The following is a 16,784-nucleotide window of genomic DNA, read 5'->3' as shown; positions in this document are numbered from 1 at the left end:
GCGCCCGATGGTCTGAGGCCGGTGAGTTTTTTTTCCCGTGAACATTCTGTTTGTCCTTGGTGGTCTGCTGGGGCTCGTGCTCGGTGGTGAGTATCTGGTGCGCGGCGCCGTGGTGCTGGCGCAGAGGGTTGGCATGTCGCCCTTGGTGATCGGGCTGACGGTGGTGGGCTTTGGCACCTCAGCCCCGGAATTGGTGACCTCGGTTCAGGCGGCTTTGCTGGGCGCGCCGGACATCGCGCTTGGGAATGTCGTGGGATCGAACATCGCGAATATCCTGCTGATTCTCGGCCTCGCGGCGGTGATCGCCCCGGTGGCCATCTCCGGCCGTAGTTTCGCGCGGGACGGGACGGTCATGCTGGCGGCGAGCCTGCTTTGCCTCGGCACTGTGCTGCTGGGGCAGGTGGATCGGCTTGCGGGGGCCGTCGCCCTCGTGGGGCTGGCGGCCTATCTGATTTACACCTTTCGCAGCGATCGAAGCGGGGCAGAGGCGCTGGAGCCGCTGCCGGATCAAGCGCCGTTTTGGCTGACGCTTGTCTGGCTGCTGGGGGGGCTTTTGCTAACCATTGTCTCGGCGCGGTTTCTGGTCACCGGCGCCGTGGCGCTTGCGCAGGCCGTGGGGCTGTCCGAGGCGGTGATCGGCCTGACCATCGTGGCCGTTGGCACCTCCATGCCGGAATTGGTCACATCGGTCATCGCCGCAAGGCGCGGGCAGAGCGATGTGGCATTGGGCAACGTGGTCGGCTCCAACAACTTCAACATCCTCGGCGTTCTGGGCATCACCGCGCTGATCCAGCCGGTGGGGGTGGCTGCGCAGATCGCCGCGCTCGACATCTGGGTGATGCTGGGGGCCACGGTGGCGCTGATCGCCTGCGCCTTTGGCGGGCGCGTGACACGCGGGCAGGGGGCGCTCTTTGCGCTGGCCTATGTGGCCTATGTCGCCGTGCTTTTGGTCTAGCCCGACACTGGGCTGCCCGGCGGGGGTGGGGGCGATTTCTGCGGATGTGGCGCGATGGGCCGCGGACCCCCTTGCGCAGGCGGTTCAACACCCATAGAAGGACACAAATTTTCGCCCGCGCCCCCGCCGCGCGGCCTTACCCTATGGAGCACACATGCAGGTCAACGAGACGCTGAACGAAGGTCTGAAACGCGGTTACAAAATCACCGTCACCGCCGATGAGCTTGAAGCCAAGGTCAACGAGAAGCTGGCCGAAGCGCAGCCCGAAGTCGAGATGAAGGGCTTCCGCAAGGGCAAGGTGCCGATGGCGCTGCTGAAAAAGCAGTTCGGCCAGCGGATCATGGGCGAAGCGATGCAGGAAAGCATCGACGGCGCCATGAACGAGCACTTCGAGAAGACCGGCGACCGCCCCGCGATGCAGCCCGAGGTCAAGATGACCAATGAGGACTGGAAAGAAGGCGACGATGTCGAAGTCTCCATGTCCTACGAAAAACTGCCTGAGATTCCCGAAGTTGATCTGAGCAAGATCGAACTGGAAAAGATGGTGGTCAAAGCTGACGACGCAGCTGTCGAAGAAGCACTGGCAAGCCTTGCCGAAACGGCGCAGGACTTCAAAGCCCGCGAAGAGGGTGCCAAGGCCGAAGATGGCGATCAGGTTGTGATCGACTTCAAAGGCTCCGTCGACGGCGAAGAATTCGAAGGCGGCGCGGCGGAAGATTACCCGCTGGTGCTGGGCTCCAACTCGTTCATCCCCGGCTTCGAAGAGCAGCTGGTTGGTGTGAAAGCGGGCGAAGAGAAATCCGTCGTCGTCAACTTCCCCGAAGAATATCAGGCCGCGCATCTGGCCGGTAAGGAAGCGACCTTTGCTTGCACCGTGAAAGAAGTGAAAGAGCCCGTCGCCGCCGAGGTTAACGACGAGATGGCCAAGAAATTCGGCGCCGAGGATCTCGACGCGCTGAAAGGTCAGATCGCTGAGCGTCTGGAAGCGGAATATGCCGGTGCATCGCGCGCCGTGATGAAGCGTAACCTGTTGGACGCGCTCGACAAAGAGGTCAGCTTTGACCTGCCTCCGTCGCTGGTTGACGCCGAAGCCAAGCAGATCGCGCATCAGCTGTGGCACGAGGAAAACCCTGATGTGGAAGGCCACGACCACCCCGAGATCGAGCCGACAGACGAGCACAAGACATTGGCCGAGCGCCGCGTCCGTCTGGGCCTGCTGCTGGCCGAGCTGGGCCAGAAAGCCGACGTTCAGGTGACCGACGCCGAGATGACCCAAGCGATCATGAACCAGGCGCGTCAGTACCCGGGTCAGGAGCGTCAGTTTTTTGAATTCGTGCAGCAGAACCAGCAGATGCAGCAGCAGATGCGCGCGCCGATCTTCGAGGACAAGGTCGTCGATCACGTGGTCGAACAGGCCAAGGTGACCGAGAAAGAGATCTCGAAAGAAGAGCTTCAGAAAGCTGTTGAAGAGCTGGAAGACGAATAAGTCTTACCGGATCGGATTTTGGAGCAGGGGCGACGGGAAACCGTCGCCCCTGTTTCGTTTGGGCTGGGTGAGAAGCGTGGCCTTTGCCTGTCACTCTGGATGGGCGTAAAGGATTACCGAACCTACTGTCGACATCCCGCCCGGGGGCATCCCGGGGGCGATTTGCAAGGTCTCGGAAATTCGCAGCAGTTGCGTGCGATGGGGGCGACCGCAGGGCACCATCGTTGCAGCGCCCCCAGGGAGGGCGCTGCCCTTTGTGGCAATATCAGATGCTGATACGCATCGGGGACGTCACAAAGTAATCCGGAACTGCGCGAAGCCGTCTTCCGTGTCGCCAACCTGCTCCATCTCCACGCCCGTCACCTCATCGACGTAGTCCGCCGCCTTTGGCCCGGTTTCGAACATCACGCTCGTTTCCTCCAACGGCGCGAAGCGCCAGTTGCCATCGGCGCGGGGGCTAATGGTGCCTTTTTCGACGATATAGCGCACAATCACATCGCGGTTGGTGTCGGGCCCTTCAAACACGATGGTATCGCCCATCGCGCCGGGGAAAGCCCCGCCGCCGCTGGCGCGGTAATTGTTGGTGGCGATGATGAATTCGGATTTAGGATCAAGGGGTTGCCCTTCGAACTCAAGATTTACGATCCGGCTTGCCTCAGGGTTTGCAACGGTGCCCTTGGGCCCGAATTTCGAAGGCTGGCTAAGGTCGATCTGATAGGTCACCCCGTCGATCACATCGAAATTGTAGCTGGGGAACTCGGGGTTCAAGAGCGGTTGGTTGGCCTTCCCGGGGGTGATCTGGTTGAACATGCCAGCGGAACGTTCGAGCCAGTCTTTCACCTGCCCCCCGGTCACGCGCACCGCGCGGGCTGTGTTGGGGTAGAGGTAGAGGTCGGAGACATTCTTGATCGCTACATCGCCCTTCGGGACGTCAGTGTAATACTCCGGCCCGCCACGGCCACCGGCCTTGAAGGGGGCGGCGGCAGAGAGGATCGGCAGCCCCTCATGTTCGGTCCCCTTCAGCATCTGTTCGATATACCAGCGCTGCGCGTTGGAGACGACCTGCACGGAAGGATCATCCGCCACCAGCGCAAAATAGCTATGCAGTTTGGCGTCGGTCTTGCCCACGGCACGGCGAACATAGGCCAGCGTCTCATCATGTTCCTGCTGGACGGAGGCAAGCACCTCGGCATCGCTTTCCACCAGCGGCATTACAGAGCGGTCTTCGTTGCGCTGCGAAATCGCCCGCGCCTCGGCGCTGTGGCTGGCGATGCGCCAGCCGCTGCCGTCACGCTCAAGCATCAGGTCGATCAGTCCGAGGTGGCTGCCCCAGAAACCGCCCATGGTGGCGGGTTTGCCGTGGATTGTGCCCTCGCTGACGTCCACGCCCGGATAGTCCGCATAGCTGCCCGAGGGGAAGACGAGGTGGCTGTGCCCGGTCATGATGGCGTCGATCCCCTCCACAGCGGCGAGGGGGACTGAGGCGTTTTCCATCATATCCTCTTCCTTGGCCGCACCGATGCCCGAGTGGGACAGCGCGATGATGATGTCGGCGCCTGCCTCTTTCATCTGGGGCACCCATGCGCGGGCGGACTCGAGGATATCGCGGGCCTGCACCTTGCCTTCGAGGTGGCGGCGGTCCCAGCTCATGATCTGGGGCGGAACGAAGCCGATGATGCCGATCTTGATCGGATGCGTCTCACCTGCGCCATCGGTCAACATCCGGTCGAGCAGGACATAGGGTTTGACCAGTGTCTCATCGTCGCTCGGCTTTGCACCGACCTTTTTGACGACATTTGCGCTAACCACCGGGAAGTCGGCCCCGGCCAGGGATTTCATCAGGAAGTCGAGCCCGTAGTTGAACTCGTGATTGCCCAGGGTCGAGGCGTCATAGCCAAGCGCGTTCATCGCTTGGATCACCGGGTGCATGTCGCCTTCTTTCATGCCGCGCTCATAAGCGATGTAATCGCCCATCGGATTGCCCTGCAAAAAGTCGCCGTTATCGAGCATCAGCGTATTGGTCGCTTCGGCGCGGATCGATTTGACGATGCTGGCGGTGCGGGCAAGGCCCACGGTGTCGACCTCTTTGTCGGCGTAATAGTCGTAAGGAAAGACATGCACATGCAGGTCCGTCGTCTCCATCAACCGCAGATGCGCCTGATTGGCCGCGGCACGGAGAGAAAAGGGGTGGAGGGCCAGCAATCCGGCAGTGCCGGCGAGGAAGTGACGGCGGTTAAGGCGGAGGGTCATGCGGCGTTCCTTCTTGACGTGATTAACACCTACCTGAGGCGAAGCGAGAGGCCGCGCAAGCCCGAAAATTAATCACCCGTCCCGTAGGCCGGTTTCCACAAGCATGCCGCGCCGCTTGGCCTCGTAGTAATAGCCGCGGGCGTACCATTTGATGGCGGTGCCATGGTCGCCGTCCGACAAAAGCCATGCGCCGCGCAGGTATTTCAGCGCGTATTTCAGATTGGTGTCGGCGTCTAAAAGATCGGAAGGTTTGCCTTGGAACCCCATCGACCGCGCGGTGGCGGGGAGAATTTGCAGCAGCCCGTAGTAAGGGCCGTTGCGGGCGCGAGGGTTGTGGGTGCTTTCGCGGATGGCAAGGCGGTGCACCAGTGGGCGCGGCAGGTCGTAGAAGTCGGCCCAGTGGTTGATCTTGCGCCGCAGTTCGGGCGTCTCATTCGGATGCAGGGGCAGGGCGGGGCGCTTCGGCGGCGCCGGGGAGACTTCGGGCGCAGCGCTGCACGCGGTGATCGTGCTGGCGGCGATGAACGAAAGGAACATGCGGCGTGTTGTCTGAGGCATGGTGCACCGAGGTTTGTTATATGGGCGCAAGGATCACCCCAAGGGGGCCGACGGGCAAGGGCACAGGCGTAGGGTACGCGGGCCCTTGCCCAGCGGTCGGGACCTCAGGCGCGGCTTTTCGCCATGCTTAAACGTCGGCGACGATTTCGCCTTTCATTTCGCCGGTCATGCGGCTCTGATCTTCGCGTTTTACCGAACGGCGGACCTCGTCGATCTTGAGTTCGGCGGCGTCGCGCGTGGCCCTGTCGGGCCATTCGGTGATTGCGGCACTCGTGCGCTCAGAGGTGCGGACCACGGTGATGCGGCTGGCGCCAAAGCCCTTGAGGGCGGGTAGGCGCTTTTCTTCGATGGCGCGCAGGGCCACGTCGTAATCCGCCCCGTCGGCGAGTTCCCAAGTGGTGATGGTGATGTAACGCATGTGTCATCCTCCATGCTTAATGGAGGTATCATAGCATAAATCGCGCTGTTTTTGCAGGGGTTTGCGTCAGAGGCGCGCGCGGGGCGGTTGGAGGGCTTGCGCAAAAGAAAACGCCGCGCGGAGGACCGCGCGGCGTTTCATGTCAGATCGGACAGGCCGGATCAGCTGTTGCTGTCGTCCTGTGCGTCGCCCTCGGGGGTGCGCACCACGTCCGAGTCGCCGTCTTCGTCAGCGGCAGAGCCGATGTCGTCGAAGAGTTCGGAGATCTCGAATTCAGCGGCGGCTTCCTCTTCGGCAGCCAGTTCCTGAATCGATTTGCCCGATGCCTGAAGCTCAGCCTCTTCGGGCGAACGTGCAACGTTCAGCTCGATTGTGGCGTCGACTTCGGGGTGCAGGATGATGCGCACATCATGCACGCCCAGTTCCTTGATCGGGTTGCCCAGAACGACCTGCTTGCGGTCGATCGAGAAACCTTCGGCAGTCGCGGCTTCGGCGGCGTCACGGGTGGTGACGGAGCCGTAGAGCGCGCCGGCGTCGGAAGCGGAGCGAATCACGACGAACTGCTGACCGTTCAGCTTCTCGGCGAGTTTCTCGGCTTCTTTCTTGGTCTCGAGGTTCTGTGCTTCGAGCTGGGCTTTCTGGCCCTCAAAGGCCTCGACGTTGGCCTTGGAGGCCGACAGCGCCTTGCCCTGCGGCAGCAGGTAGTTGCGGGCATAGCCGGGCTTTACGTCCACGACTTCGCCCATCTGGCCCAGTTTGGCCACACGTTCCAGAAGGATAACTTGCATGTGCTCTCTCCTTACTTGACGGCGTAGGGCAGCAGGGCGAGGAAACGGGCGCGTTTGATGGCACGGGCCAGCTCGCGTTGTTTCTTGGCCGATACGGCGGTGATACGGGAAGGAACGATCTTGCCACGCTCAGAGATGTAGCGTTGCAGCAGACGTGTGTCCTTGTAGTCGATCGCAGGTGCGTTGTCGCCCGAGAAGGGGCAGACTTTGCGACGGCGGAAAAATGGTTTTGCAGCCATGGTTTATGTCCTCTTCTTCAAGCTGGCGATCAACGGCGCTCGCGACGGTTGTCGCGTTCATCACGTTTCTGCATCTGCACGGAGGGCAGTTCTTTGTGCTCGTCAACCTTGATGGTCAGGACGCGCATCACGTCATCATGCAGGCGCATCAGGCGTTCCATTTCCTGCACGGCGGTCGCGGGTGCGTCCGAACGCAGGAAGGCATAGTGGCCCTTGCGGTTTTTGTTGATCTTGTAGGCCATCGTCTTGACGCCCCAGTACTCGCTGTCGACGAGCTTGCCGTCGTTGTCCGCGAGAACGGTGCCGAAATGTTCGATGAGGCCTTCTGCTTGCGTGTTGGACAGGTCCTGACGCGCAATCATAACATGCTCATATAGCGGCATGTGCACTCCTATATTTATATCAAGGCGCATTTCATAGGCGGGGCGTTCATCCTTGCTCCCCACCACGAGAGTCTGCGCGGTTCATATGCTGTGCAAGGAAGCGCCCGTATACACGGTTTCCCGGCCACGGCAACCCCCGGCACGGGTGCGCTGGCCGCGACGGGCTTGCCCTTGCGGCATGGGACGCGATACATCGGGTAAAACCGCTAATAAGAGGCTGCAACCATGAGCATCGCATTCGTTTTCCCCGGGCAGGGCGCCCAGACCATCGGCATGGGCCGCGATCTGGCCGAAGCCTACCCCGAAGCCCGCGCCGTTTTCGACGAGGTCGATGCGGCCTTGGGCGAGAAACTGTCGGAGCTGATCTGGGAGGGCGACATCGAGACGCTGACCCTGACCGAGAACGCCCAGCCCGCGCTGATGGCAACCTCGATGGCTGCTATGGCCGCGCTGAAGGCCGAGGGTGTCGAGGTTGGTAAGGCCGCTTTCGTGGCCGGTCACAGCCTTGGAGAGTATTCCGCACTATGTGCCGCTGGCGCGCTGTCGCTGGCCGACACCGCACGGCTTTTGCGGATTCGCGGCAAAGCGATGCAGGCCGCCGTGCCGGTGGGCGAGGGCGCCATGGCGGCGATTCTCGGTCTCGGGATTGAAGAGACCGAAAAACTGGCCGAAGCCGCCGCCGATGGGGCCGTCTGTCAGGTCGCCAATGAGAATGACCCGAGCCAGAACGTGCTTTCGGGTGAGAAAGCCGCCGTAGAGCGGGCCGTTGCCATGGCGAAAGAAGCCGGGGCCAAGCGGGCGCTGTTGCTGCCCGTCTCTGCCCCTTTCCATTGTCCCTTGATGGGTCCGGCTGCGGAAGAGATGGCGAAGGCATTGGGCGAGGTTACTTTCAACGATCCAGTCGTGCCGCTGGTCGCCAATGTGACAGCCGAGGCGGTCTCTGACGCCGCCCGCATTCGTGAATTGTTGGTCGAACAGGTCACGGGCCGTGTGCGCTGGCGTTCCTCCGTTGAGTGGATGGCCGCGCAGGGCGTGACCGAGGCGTGGGAGATCGGCGCGGGCAAGGCGCTTTCGGGCATGATCCGGCGCATCGACAAAAGTGTCGCCACCCGCAGCATCGGCACGCCGGACGAGGTGAAGGCCGCGGCCGAATCCTAAGACATAGAAAAGCGGCATCTCGCCGCGCCGGGGCACAGCGCCTCGTGAGAGAATAAAGGAAGAGACATGTTCGATCTTACAGGAAAGAATGCCCTGATCACCGGCGCTTCGGGCGGCATCGGCGCGGATATCGCGCGCAAGCTGCACGCCCAAGGGGCCACCGTTGGTCTGTCCGGCACGCGGACCGAACCATTGGAAGCGCTGAAAACCGAGTTGGGCGAGCGCGCACATGTGCTGCCGTGCAACCTGAGCGATATGGAGGCGGTCGACGCGCTGCCGAAACAGGCGGCGGAGGCCATGGGCTCGGTCGACATTCTGGTCAACAACGCCGGGATCACCCGCGATAACCTTTTCATGCGGATGTCGGACGAAGAGTGGAACTCGGTCCTGAACGTGAACCTCACCGCGACCTTCAAGCTCTGCAAAGGGGTGATGCGCGGCATGATGAAGGCGCGTTGGGGCCGGATCATCAATATCTCCAGCGTGGTGGGCGCCACGGGCAACCCCGGTCAGGCGAATTACGCGGCCTCCAAGGCGGGTGTCGTGGGCATGTCCAAGTCGCTGGCCTATGAGGTGGCAAGCCGCGGGATCACCGTGAACGCCGTGGCCCCGGGCTTTATCACCACCGCCATGACAGACAAGCTAACGGACGAGCAAAAGTCTGGAATCATGGGGCAAATTCCCGCAGGCCGCATGGGCGACCCGGATGAGATCGCCGCCGCCGTAGTCTATCTTTCCAGCCCCGAGGCCGCCTATGTGACAGGGACCACCTTGCATGTGAACGGCGGTATGGCCATGTTGTGACCCTGCGCCTCAATAGCGTTTGCCAAGCCCGGCGCATGTGCTAAAGGGGGCGCAGAATCGAAACGGAGGGTGCTTGATCACCCCCTGCGCCTTGTGCGAACAAGGAAATAGCCGCCCCTTTTGGGGCATCCTCCAAACGCCGATTACCGGCGGGCGGAAACCAAAAGGGGCCTTGAATTGCCCGAAGACATGAGGACTTATTATGAGCGACGTCGCAGACCGCGTGAAAAAGATCGTTGTAGAACACCTGAGCGTGGAAGAGGACAAAGTGACTGAGAATGCGTCGTTCATCGACGATCTCGGCGCAGACAGCCTCGACACCGTGGAACTGGTGATGGCGTTCGAAGAAGAGTTCGGCATCGAGATCCCCGATGACGCGGCTGAGAACATCCAGACCGTTGGCGATGCGGTCAAGTTCATCAAAGAAGCCTCCTAAGGCTTTGCCGGGCAACCGGCGAATTTGAGTTTTGAAAACGGCGTTGTTCCTAGCGGAATGACGCCGTTTTTATTTGCCGTAGCGGGGTGGGCTTGTCCCTTTGGAGCTAAAGTCGCATGTCTGCGCCAAGAAGTTTCAAGCGTGAAGGCAATTCACCCCATGTCCCGCACGATCCCGACCATCAACACCGCTAGACTGACCCTGCGGGCCATGCGGGCCGAAGATTTTCAGCGCTATGCCGAGATTTGGGCGATGCCGGATGTGGCGGACCGGATCCTCGATCAGCCCCGGCCCAAGGGCCAGTCATGGGACGCTTTTCTGCGCAACGCGGGCCATTGGCAGATCACCGGCTTTGGGCAGTGGGCGGTGCAGCTCCACCGCCAGCGCGAGATGTTGGGTCAGACCGGTTTCGTCTTTGGCTCCCGCAATTTCGGTGAGGATTTCGACACTTACCCCGAGGCGCGGCTGGTCTTGGCCCCTCAGGCCCAAGACCAGCGGCTTGGGGCCGAGGCCGCCCGGGCGGCGCATGAGTGGTTTGATCGGGTGATCACGGGCCGCACGGTCTGCATGATCTGTGCGGGGAATGAGGCCGCTTTGCGGATCGCGAGGGCGCTTGGGTATCAGGGGCTGCGCGACGTCGAGACGGCGGGCGGTGCGGTGCATCTGATGACCCGGCGCGGCCCGCCGGGCTAAGCCCACAAGCCGCGAAGGCCCCTGAGATTTCGGACCATCGGCGTTTTTGCGCTCTGCCTGCGGACCCCCGCCGATATGCTTGTGCCTACAGGCTTTTGCAGGGTAAGAGGTTCGCCGAGACATTATCGGCAAGGGGCACTGAGATGCGCAGAGTTGTAGTAACGGGTTTGGGTTTGGTTACCCCGCTCGCGGACGGCGTGGAAGAAAGCTGGAAACGGATCCTCGATGGGAAATCCGGGGCCGGGCCGATCACCGGCTTTGATGCCAGCAAACTGGTGACTCAATACGCTTGCGAAGTGCCTTTGGGCGATGGCAGCGATGGCACCTTCGACGCCAATAAATACATGGAGCCGAAAGAGCAGCGCAAGGTCGATACCTTCATCCTCTTCGGCATGGCCGCCGCCCAGCAGGCGGTTGAGGATTCGGGTTGGAAGCCGACCGAGCAGGAAGATCAGGAACGCACCGGCGTTCTGATCGGCTCGGGCATCGGGGGGCTGAACTCCATCGCCAATACCGCCGTCATGATGCACGAAAAAGGCCCGCGCCGCGTGAGCCCCTTCTTCGTACCGGGCGCGCTGATCAACCTGATCTCGGGTCAGGTCTCGATCCGCTATGGTTTCAAAGGGCCGAACCACTCGGTCGTGACCGCCTGTTCAACCGGCGCCCATGCCATCGGCGATGCGGCGCGGCTGATCAAATACGGTGATGCGGATGTGATGATCGCAGGCGGTGCCGAGGCGGCGATCTGTGAGATCGGCATGGCGGGCTTTAACGCCTGCAAGGCGCTCTCGACCAAACGCGGTGACGATCCGCAAAAGGCCAGCCGCCCCTATGACGTGGACCGCGACGGTTTCGTCATGGGCGAGGGCGCGGGCATCGTGGTGCTGGAAGAGTATGAACACGCCAAGGCGCGCGGTGCCAAGATCTATGCCGAGGTGCTGGGTTATGGCCTGTCGGGCGACGCGCATCACATCACCGCCCCTTCCGAGGATGGCGAGGGCGGCGAACGCTCCATGCGTGCGGCGCTGAAGAACGCGGGGCTGGAGCCTGCGGATGTGGATTACATCAACGCGCATGGCACCTCGACCATGGCTGACACCATTGAGTTGGGCGCGGTCGAGCGTCTGATGGGTGATGCGGCGGGCAATGTGACCATGTCCTCGACAAAATCCGCCACCGGGCACCTTTTGGGTGCCGCGGGCGCGATCGAGGCGATCTTTTGCATGCTTGCGATCCGCGATCAGGTAGCGCCGCCGACGATCAACCTTGATAACCCGGCGGTCGAAACCCCGATTGATCTGGCGCCGAACAAGAAGGTCGAGCGCAAGATCGATGTGGCGCTCAGCAATTCCTTTGGTTTCGGTGGCACCAACGCATCGGTTCTCTTCGGGAAAGTCAGCTAAATGTGGCGTCATATCGCCTCTAACGCCGTGACGTTTCTGTTGGTCGGCCTGTTTCTGCTTGGGGGGATCATTCTCTGGGGCAAGTCGACCTATGTCTCTGAAGGGCCGTTGGAACAGGCGATCTGTGTGCAGGTCGAGCGCGGCTCGAACATGCGGCAGGTCAGCCAGAACCTTGAGGAGCAGGGCGCGGTTTCCTCGCCTGCGATCTTTCGCATGGGCGCGGATTACGAGGAGAAGTCGAGCAGCCTGAAGGCGGGCAGCTTTCTTGTTCAGCCCGGCACATCGATGCAGGGGATCGTGGATATCGTGACCCAAGGGGGGGGCAGCACCTGCGGTACTGAGGTAGTCTATCGCATCGGGGTGAACCGGGTGAGCGTGCAGGTCCGTGAGTTGGACCCGGTCACCAGCCGTTTTGTTGAACGCGCGGAATTCACCCCGGGTGAGGAAGAAGCTCCCGAAGCCTATACCGAAATCTCAAGCGCCAATGACACGCGGTTCCGTGTGGCATTGGCCGAAGGGGTGACCAGCTGGCAGGTAGTGGAAGCGCTCAAGCAGGTCGAGCAATTGACCGGCGAGGTGGAGGAGCTTCCGGCAGAGGGCAGCCTCGCGCCCGATAGCTATGAGGTGCGTCCGGGCGACGACCGGGCCGAGGTGATTGGACGGATGGCCGCGGCGCAGGAGGTGCTCTTGGCCGAAGCCTTTGAAGCGCGCGACCCCGATCTGCCGATTGAGACGCCCGAGGACCTGCTGATCCTTGCGTCGATCATCGAAAAGGAAACCGGTGTCGCCGCCGAACGTGAGCAGGTGGCGAGCGTTTTCGTGAACCGTTTGAACCAAGGCATGCGGCTCCAGACCGACCCTACGGTGATCTACGGGGTGACCGAGGGCAAGGGCGTGCTGGGCCGCGGGCTGCGCCGCTCGGAACTGCGGGCAGAGACGCCGTGGAACACCTATGTGATCGACGGTCTGCCGCCCACGCCCATCGCCAACCCGGGCCGGGCGAGCCTGATGGCCGCAGCGCAACCGGCGGAGACGGACTACGTCTTTTTCGTGGCGGATGGCACCGGGGGGCACGCTTTTGCGGAAACCTTGGACGAGCATAACCGCAACGTTGCGCGCTGGCGTCAGATCGAGGCGGAGCGCGGCGCGGAAGCGGCGGGCAATGCCTCAACCGGCGGAAACTGAGACCACTGAAAACCCCGCTGGAGACAGCGGGGTTTTTATTTGCGCGGAGAGCTTGCCGCGCGGCGCTGTAAGGTCTTGTTAACACAGTTTTTCTTGACTTTGCGCACGGTCTGACGTAGGACTTGTGGCACGCTAGAGGACATGGGCGAACGGCCCCGGGGTGACCCGGCGGTCGTTTTTTTGTGTCTGCTCGGTTGGGGATAACCAACGAGAGGTAAAGCGATGACGATCATTACCCCGGAGCAAGAGACGGAAGACAGCGCGGAAATCCTGCGCGGTCTCCAAGAAGCAATCGGCGCGCTGCGTCGGGAAATCGAAGGTCTGACGGAACAGGCCCGGTCCGGGGGGGAACTCAAGGAAACTGCGGTGTCTGGCAAAACGTCCAAAGTGGCGGGACTGCTGGCGCATTGCCTGAAAGCGGAGAACACGCTGAATGACTGTCGAAACCGACAAGCTGGAATCGCGCGCGGGGGCTATGCCCTCGACATGGACAAAGCGCGGGCTGACATCGGGTGCAAGCTGGATCGCCTGCGCCGATGCTCAGACCCAGGCGCAGTTTCTGAATGAACTCGGTGAGGGAGAGCTTCTGGCTCTCCCTTTTTTGTTTGAGTTCTGGGCGCTTGACCACCAATTGCCGCCCAAGGGCGATTGGCGGACATGGGTGATCATGGGCGGGCGCGGCGCGGGCAAGACGCGGGCCGGGTCGGAATGGGTGCGCAGCAAGGTTGAGGGGAGCCGACCGCTTGACCCCGGTGCGTGCAGTCGCGTGGCGCTGGTGGGGGAGACCATCGAGCAGGTGCGCGAGGTGATGATCTTTGGCGACAGCGGCATTCTGGCCTGTAGCCCGCCGGATCGGCGACCCGATTGGGAGGCGACACGCAAGCGCTTGGTCTGGCCGAATGGGGCGATTGCCACGGTGCATACGGCGCATGACCCCGAAGGGCTGCGCGGGCCGCAGTTTGACGCGGCTTGGGTGGATGAATTGGCAAAGTGGAAGCGCGGGCAGGAGGCTTGGGACCAGTTGCAGTTTGCGCTGCGCTTGGGGGAGCGCCCGCAGGTCTGCGTGACGACGACGCCGCGCAACGTGGATGTGTTGAAGGCGCTCTTGGCCGCGCCTTCGACCGTGACGACCCATGCGCCGACGGAGGCGAATGCGGCGAATTTGGCGGGGTCGTTCCTTGAAGAGGTGCGGGCGCGCTATCGCGGGACGCGGTTGGAGCGGCAGGAGTTGGATGGGGTTTTGCTGGCGGATGCAGAGGGGGCGCTGTGGACCTCGGCTTTGCTGGAGGCGGGGCGGGTGCGAGAGGTGCCGGATCTGGACCGGATCGTGGTGGGTTTGGACCCGGCGACGACGAGTGGAGCGGGCTCGGATGAGTGCGGGATCGTGGTGGTGGGGGCGCAGACCAAGGGGCCGCCGCAGGATTGGCGGGCGGTGGTGCTGGCCGATTGCACGGTGCAGGGGGCCACGCCGATGGGCTGGGCGCAGGCGGCGATTGCCGCGATGACGCGCCACGGGGCGGATCGGCTGGTGGCTGAGGTCAATCAGGGCGGGCAGTTGGTGGCCGAGGTCTTGCGACAGGTCGATCCGCTGGTCTCGCTCAAGACCGTGCATGCGGCGCGGGGCAAGGTGGCGCGGGCGGAGCCTGTGGCCGCGCTTTATGAGCAGGGGCGGGTGAGCCATTTGCCGGGGCTTGATGCGCTGGAGGATCAGATGTGTCTGATGACGGCGCGGGGGTACGAGGGCAAGGGCAGCCCGGACCGCGTCGATGCGCTGGTCTGGGCGCTGCATGAGCTGATGATCGAACCTGCCGCGCAGTGGCGCAGCCCGGGGGTGCGAAGCCTGTGAGCGGGCTGTTGCGTGGGACAGCGCACGGTGGGTTTCTCCAGCGTTAAGGGATTTCGGGGAAAGTCTGACAACGCCGGGCAATGCGGGGCAGGTCTTCGCCGCCGGGGCCGGGCAGAATGAGGAGCGACGACATGGTATTCGATTTTCTACGGCGTGGCGCGGCAGGTGAGACAGCGGAGCGCAAAGCATCCGCCACGGGGCCGGTCGTCGCCTATCAGACCTCGGGCCGTGTCGCTTGGAGTCCCCGCGATTGCGTGAGCCTGACGCGTGCCGGGTTCTGCGGCAATCCGGTTGGGTTTCGCTCGGTCAAGCTGATCGCGGAGGCTGCAGCGGCGCTGCCGCTGGTCGTGCAAGACAGCGCGCGGCGCTACGACGAACACCCGCTGATCGAGCTGATGCGCCGCCCGAATGCGGGCCAAGGCCGGGCGGAGATGCTTGAGGCGCTGTATGGGCAGATGCTTTTGAGTGGCGATGGCTATGTCGAAGCCGTGGGCGGTGAGAGCGGTTTGCCGGTAGAACTGCATGTGCTGCGCTCGGACCGGATGAGCGTGGTGCCAGGCGCGGATGGCTGGCCTGTCGCCTATGAATATGCGGTGGGCGGGCGCAAGCATCGTTTTGATGCGAGCGGTGCGGCGACGCCGGTTTGTCATATCCGCAACTTTCACCCGCAGGACGATCACTATGGGTTCAGCCCCATGCAGGCGGCGGCCATGGCGATGGATGTGCATAACGCGGCGAGCCGTTGGTCGAAGGCGCTGTTGGACAATGCCGCGCGGCCCTCTGGTGCGATCGTCTATCGCGGGGCCGAGGGGCAGGGCAAGCTGAGCGAGGATCAGTATGACCGGCTGGTGAGCGAGATGGAGAGCCACCACCAAGGCGCGCGCAATGCCGGGCGGCCGATGCTGCTGGAGGGCGGGCTCGACTGGAAGCCGATGGGCTTTTCGCCCTCGGATATGGAGTTTCAAAAGACCAAGGAGAGTGCGGCGCGGGAGATCGCGCTCGCCTTTGGGGTGCCGCCGATGCTGATCGGGGTGCAGGGCGATGCCACTTACGCGAATTATCAAGAGGCGCATCGGGCGTTCTATCGTCTGACAGTGCTGCCTTTGGCGACACGGGTGACGGCGGCGCTGGCGGAGTGGCTGAGCGGGTATTTGGGGGCGGCGGTGAGTTTGAAGCCGGACCTCGACCAAGTGCCTGCATTGGCGGCGGAGCGTGATGCGCAATGGGCGCGGGTGTCTGCGGCGGCGTTTCTGAGCGATGCGGAAAAACGCAGCCTGTTGGGGCTTCCGGCGGTGGCCGATGATGCCTGAGCTGCGTGAGATCGAGCGCTTCGAATGCGCGCCGGGGTTGCGGCTTCAGGCGCATGAGACGCTCAGCGCGGTGCATCGCGAGAACATGCAAAAGCGGCTAGACCGGATCGAGCAGATGATGGAGCGGTTGGAACGGCGGCTGTGGCTGACGGTCTACGGCGTGGTGGCGGTGATCTTGGCGCAGGCGGTGCAATCCTTTCTAGCGGTGGCGCCGTAGCGGGCTGAACGAGGGAAAATACGATGACTTATCAATTGGATGCCTCCGGCGGCTGGCCGGGGAACGGGGAAGCTGTGCCTGCGGGCGGCGGGTTGGAGCATAAATTCGCCCGCTTCGGCGCCGTGACGCCGGTAGACGATGGGCTGGAGATCAGCGGCTATGCCAGCCTGTTCGGCGCGGTCGATCAGGGCGGCGATGTGGTCGAGGCGGGGGCCTATGCGGTGAGCCTTGCGGCGGTCGCGAAGGCGGGACGCAACGTCAAGATGCTGTGGCAGCATGACCCGGCCCAGCCCATCGGCGTCTGGGACGAGGTGCGCGAGGATGGCCGGGGTCTTTGGGTCAAGGGGCGCATCCTTAGCACTGTGGCCAAGGGCCGGGAGGCGGCGGCGCTGATCGAGGCGGGGGCCATCGACGGGCTCAGCATCGGCTACCGCACCGTGAAGGCGGGCAAGACCACCAAGGGGCAGCGGCTGCTGTCGGAACTGGAGCTTTGGGAGGTGTCTTTGGTGACCTTCCCGATGCTGCCGTCAGCGCGGGTCGCGGCCAAGGGAGAGTTCAGGGCCGTAGGCCATGTCCTGCGCGAGATGGCGGCGGCCTTTGATGCCGCGCGGGCCGAGATGGCGCGGGGCTGAGCCGGAGTTTGACTGAGCAGATC

The 16,784-nt window shown here is 62.9% G+C and carries 19 protein-coding genes; 13 read left to right on the top strand and 6 right to left on the bottom strand.

The annotated features are described in order from the left end of the window. Positions 1-37: 37 nt before the first annotated feature. A complete protein-coding gene (locus ACGYLX_RS06445; RefSeq protein ID WP_394448007.1) occupies positions 38-955 on the top strand; it encodes a calcium/sodium antiporter in 918 nt (305 codons plus the stop codon). 154 nt (positions 956-1,109) lie between these two features. Further along, positions 1,110-2,441, top strand: a complete 1,332-nt coding sequence (tig, locus tag ACGYLX_RS06440; protein ID WP_394448005.1) for a trigger factor — start codon at positions 1,110-1,112, stop codon at positions 2,439-2,441. Between the two features lie 291 nt (positions 2,442-2,732). Here the strand turns inward: tig and ACGYLX_RS06435 are convergent, their stop codons facing one another. The 6 genes from ACGYLX_RS06435 to rpsF form a co-directional block, all read right to left on the bottom strand. After that, the gene (locus ACGYLX_RS06435; RefSeq protein WP_168612590.1) at positions 2,733-4,691 is read right to left on the bottom strand and encodes a bifunctional 2',3'-cyclic-nucleotide 2'-phosphodiesterase/3'-nucleotidase; all 1,959 of its coding nucleotides are present in this window, start codon (positions 4,689-4,691) and stop codon (positions 2,733-2,735) included. Positions 4,692-4,763: 72 nt separating this feature from the next. Continuing rightward, a complete protein-coding gene (locus ACGYLX_RS06430; RefSeq protein WP_394448003.1) occupies positions 4,764-5,249 on the bottom strand; it encodes a transglycosylase SLT domain-containing protein in 486 nt (161 codons plus the stop codon). 127 nt (positions 5,250-5,376) lie between these two features. Continuing rightward, complete coding sequence (locus ACGYLX_RS06425; RefSeq protein WP_168612589.1) at positions 5,377-5,667, bottom strand: hypothetical protein; 291 nt, start codon at positions 5,665-5,667, stop codon at positions 5,377-5,379. Positions 5,668-5,828: 161 nt separating this feature from the next. Then, positions 5,829-6,455 carry a 50S ribosomal protein L9 gene (rplI, locus tag ACGYLX_RS06420; protein WP_067261846.1) on the bottom strand — a complete coding sequence of 209 codons (627 nt, stop codon included), beginning with the start codon at positions 6,453-6,455 and terminating at the stop codon, positions 5,829-5,831. 11 nt (positions 6,456-6,466) lie between these two features. Continuing rightward, on the bottom strand, positions 6,467-6,694 hold the full coding sequence (rpsR, locus tag ACGYLX_RS06415) for a 30S ribosomal protein S18 (RefSeq protein ID WP_005852865.1): 228 nt from the start codon (positions 6,692-6,694) through the stop codon (positions 6,467-6,469). 29 nt (positions 6,695-6,723) lie between these two features. Further along, complete coding sequence (gene rpsF, locus ACGYLX_RS06410) at positions 6,724-7,077, bottom strand: 30S ribosomal protein S6 (protein WP_067261847.1); 354 nt, start codon at positions 7,075-7,077, stop codon at positions 6,724-6,726. Between the two features lie 225 nt (positions 7,078-7,302). Here rpsF and fabD point away from each other — a divergent pair, with 225 nt between their 5' ends. The 11 genes from fabD (at position 7,303) to ACGYLX_RS06355 (ending at position 16,761) form a co-directional block, all read left to right on the top strand. Further along, positions 7,303-8,235: an ACP S-malonyltransferase gene (gene fabD, locus ACGYLX_RS06405; RefSeq protein ID WP_168612588.1), complete on the top strand. Its 933-nt coding sequence runs from the start codon at positions 7,303-7,305 to the stop codon at positions 8,233-8,235. Between the two features lie 66 nt (positions 8,236-8,301). Then, positions 8,302-9,039, top strand: coding sequence for a 3-oxoacyl-ACP reductase FabG (fabG, locus tag ACGYLX_RS06400; RefSeq protein ID WP_168612587.1), 738 nt, complete (start codon positions 8,302-8,304; stop codon positions 9,037-9,039). Positions 9,040-9,241: 202 nt separating this feature from the next. After that, positions 9,242-9,475 (top strand): acyl carrier protein, encoded by a 234-nt coding sequence (locus ACGYLX_RS06395; protein WP_067261852.1) that lies wholly within the window; start codon positions 9,242-9,244, stop codon positions 9,473-9,475. A gap of 159 nt (positions 9,476-9,634) precedes the next feature. Further along, complete coding sequence (locus ACGYLX_RS06390) at positions 9,635-10,168, top strand: GNAT family N-acetyltransferase (RefSeq protein WP_168612586.1); 534 nt, start codon at positions 9,635-9,637, stop codon at positions 10,166-10,168. 143 nt (positions 10,169-10,311) lie between these two features. Then, positions 10,312-11,571 carry a beta-ketoacyl-ACP synthase II gene (gene fabF, locus ACGYLX_RS06385; protein WP_271689878.1) on the top strand — a complete coding sequence of 420 codons (1,260 nt, stop codon included), beginning with the start codon at positions 10,312-10,314 and terminating at the stop codon, positions 11,569-11,571. Further along, the gene (gene mltG / locus ACGYLX_RS06380) at positions 11,572-12,756 is read left to right on the top strand and encodes an endolytic transglycosylase MltG (protein WP_168612585.1); all 1,185 of its coding nucleotides are present in this window, start codon (positions 11,572-11,574) and stop codon (positions 12,754-12,756) included. A gap of 222 nt (positions 12,757-12,978) precedes the next feature. Next, positions 12,979-13,323: a hypothetical protein gene (locus ACGYLX_RS06375; RefSeq protein WP_067261859.1), complete on the top strand. Its 345-nt coding sequence runs from the start codon at positions 12,979-12,981 to the stop codon at positions 13,321-13,323. Then, positions 13,232-14,602, top strand: coding sequence for a DNA-packaging protein (locus tag ACGYLX_RS06370; protein WP_394448104.1), 1,371 nt, complete (start codon positions 13,232-13,234; stop codon positions 14,600-14,602). The genes ACGYLX_RS06375 and ACGYLX_RS06370 overlap by 92 nt, the downstream gene beginning before the upstream one ends. A 131-nt stretch (positions 14,603-14,733) precedes the next feature. Next, the gene (locus ACGYLX_RS06365; RefSeq protein WP_168612785.1) at positions 14,734-15,912 is read left to right on the top strand and encodes a phage portal protein; all 1,179 of its coding nucleotides are present in this window, start codon (positions 14,734-14,736) and stop codon (positions 15,910-15,912) included. Further along, complete coding sequence (locus tag ACGYLX_RS06360; protein WP_394374191.1) at positions 15,902-16,129, top strand: hypothetical protein; 228 nt, start codon at positions 15,902-15,904, stop codon at positions 16,127-16,129. The genes ACGYLX_RS06365 and ACGYLX_RS06360 overlap by 11 nt, the downstream gene beginning before the upstream one ends. Before the next feature lie 23 nt (positions 16,130-16,152). Then, entirely contained in the window at positions 16,153-16,761 is a 609-nt protein-coding gene (locus ACGYLX_RS06355) for an HK97 family phage prohead protease (protein ID WP_168612784.1), read from the top strand. Positions 16,762-16,784 lie beyond the last annotated feature (23 nt).

Source organism: Sulfitobacter sp. 1A13496 (genome assembly GCF_043557225.1).
GTDB lineage: Bacteria > Pseudomonadota > Alphaproteobacteria > Rhodobacterales > Rhodobacteraceae > Sulfitobacter > Sulfitobacter faviae.
Note: the sequence above shows the minus strand (reverse complement) of the source record. Positions and strands in the feature narration are given on the sequence as shown.

Coding starts and splice junctions, on each gene's coding strand:
- ACGYLX_RS06435 (WP_168612590.1), bottom strand. CDS start 4,691: ATGACCCTCCGCCTTAACCGCCGTCACTTCCTCGCCGGCACTGCCGGA.
- ACGYLX_RS06375 (WP_067261859.1), top strand. CDS start 12,979: ATGACGATCATTACCCCGGAGCAAGAGACGGAAGACAGCGCGGAAATC.
- mltG (WP_168612585.1), top strand. CDS start 11,572: ATGTGGCGTCATATCGCCTCTAACGCCGTGACGTTTCTGTTGGTCGGC.
- rplI (WP_067261846.1), bottom strand. CDS start 6,455: ATGCAAGTTATCCTTCTGGAACGTGTGGCCAAACTGGGCCAGATGGGC.
- fabG (WP_168612587.1), top strand. CDS start 8,302: ATGTTCGATCTTACAGGAAAGAATGCCCTGATCACCGGCGCTTCGGGC.
- ACGYLX_RS06425 (WP_168612589.1), bottom strand. CDS start 5,667: ATGCGTTACATCACCATCACCACTTGGGAACTCGCCGACGGGGCGGAT.
- ACGYLX_RS06390 (WP_168612586.1), top strand. CDS start 9,635: ATGTCCCGCACGATCCCGACCATCAACACCGCTAGACTGACCCTGCGG.
- ACGYLX_RS06370 (WP_394448104.1), top strand. CDS start 13,232: ATGCCCTCGACATGGACAAAGCGCGGGCTGACATCGGGTGCAAGCTGG.
- ACGYLX_RS06395 (WP_067261852.1), top strand. CDS start 9,242: ATGAGCGACGTCGCAGACCGCGTGAAAAAGATCGTTGTAGAACACCTG.
- rpsF (WP_067261847.1), bottom strand. CDS start 7,077: ATGCCGCTATATGAGCATGTTATGATTGCGCGTCAGGACCTGTCCAAC.
- ACGYLX_RS06430 (WP_394448003.1), bottom strand. CDS start 5,249: ATGCCTCAGACAACACGCCGCATGTTCCTTTCGTTCATCGCCGCCAGC.
- ACGYLX_RS06360 (WP_394374191.1), top strand. CDS start 15,902: ATGATGCCTGAGCTGCGTGAGATCGAGCGCTTCGAATGCGCGCCGGGG.
- fabF (WP_271689878.1), top strand. CDS start 10,312: ATGCGCAGAGTTGTAGTAACGGGTTTGGGTTTGGTTACCCCGCTCGCG.
- tig (WP_394448005.1), top strand. CDS start 1,110: ATGCAGGTCAACGAGACGCTGAACGAAGGTCTGAAACGCGGTTACAAA.
- ACGYLX_RS06355 (WP_168612784.1), top strand. CDS start 16,153: ATGACTTATCAATTGGATGCCTCCGGCGGCTGGCCGGGGAACGGGGAA.
- rpsR (WP_005852865.1), bottom strand. CDS start 6,694: ATGGCTGCAAAACCATTTTTCCGCCGTCGCAAAGTCTGCCCCTTCTCG.
- ACGYLX_RS06365 (WP_168612785.1), top strand. CDS start 14,734: ATGGTATTCGATTTTCTACGGCGTGGCGCGGCAGGTGAGACAGCGGAG.
- fabD (WP_168612588.1), top strand. CDS start 7,303: ATGAGCATCGCATTCGTTTTCCCCGGGCAGGGCGCCCAGACCATCGGC.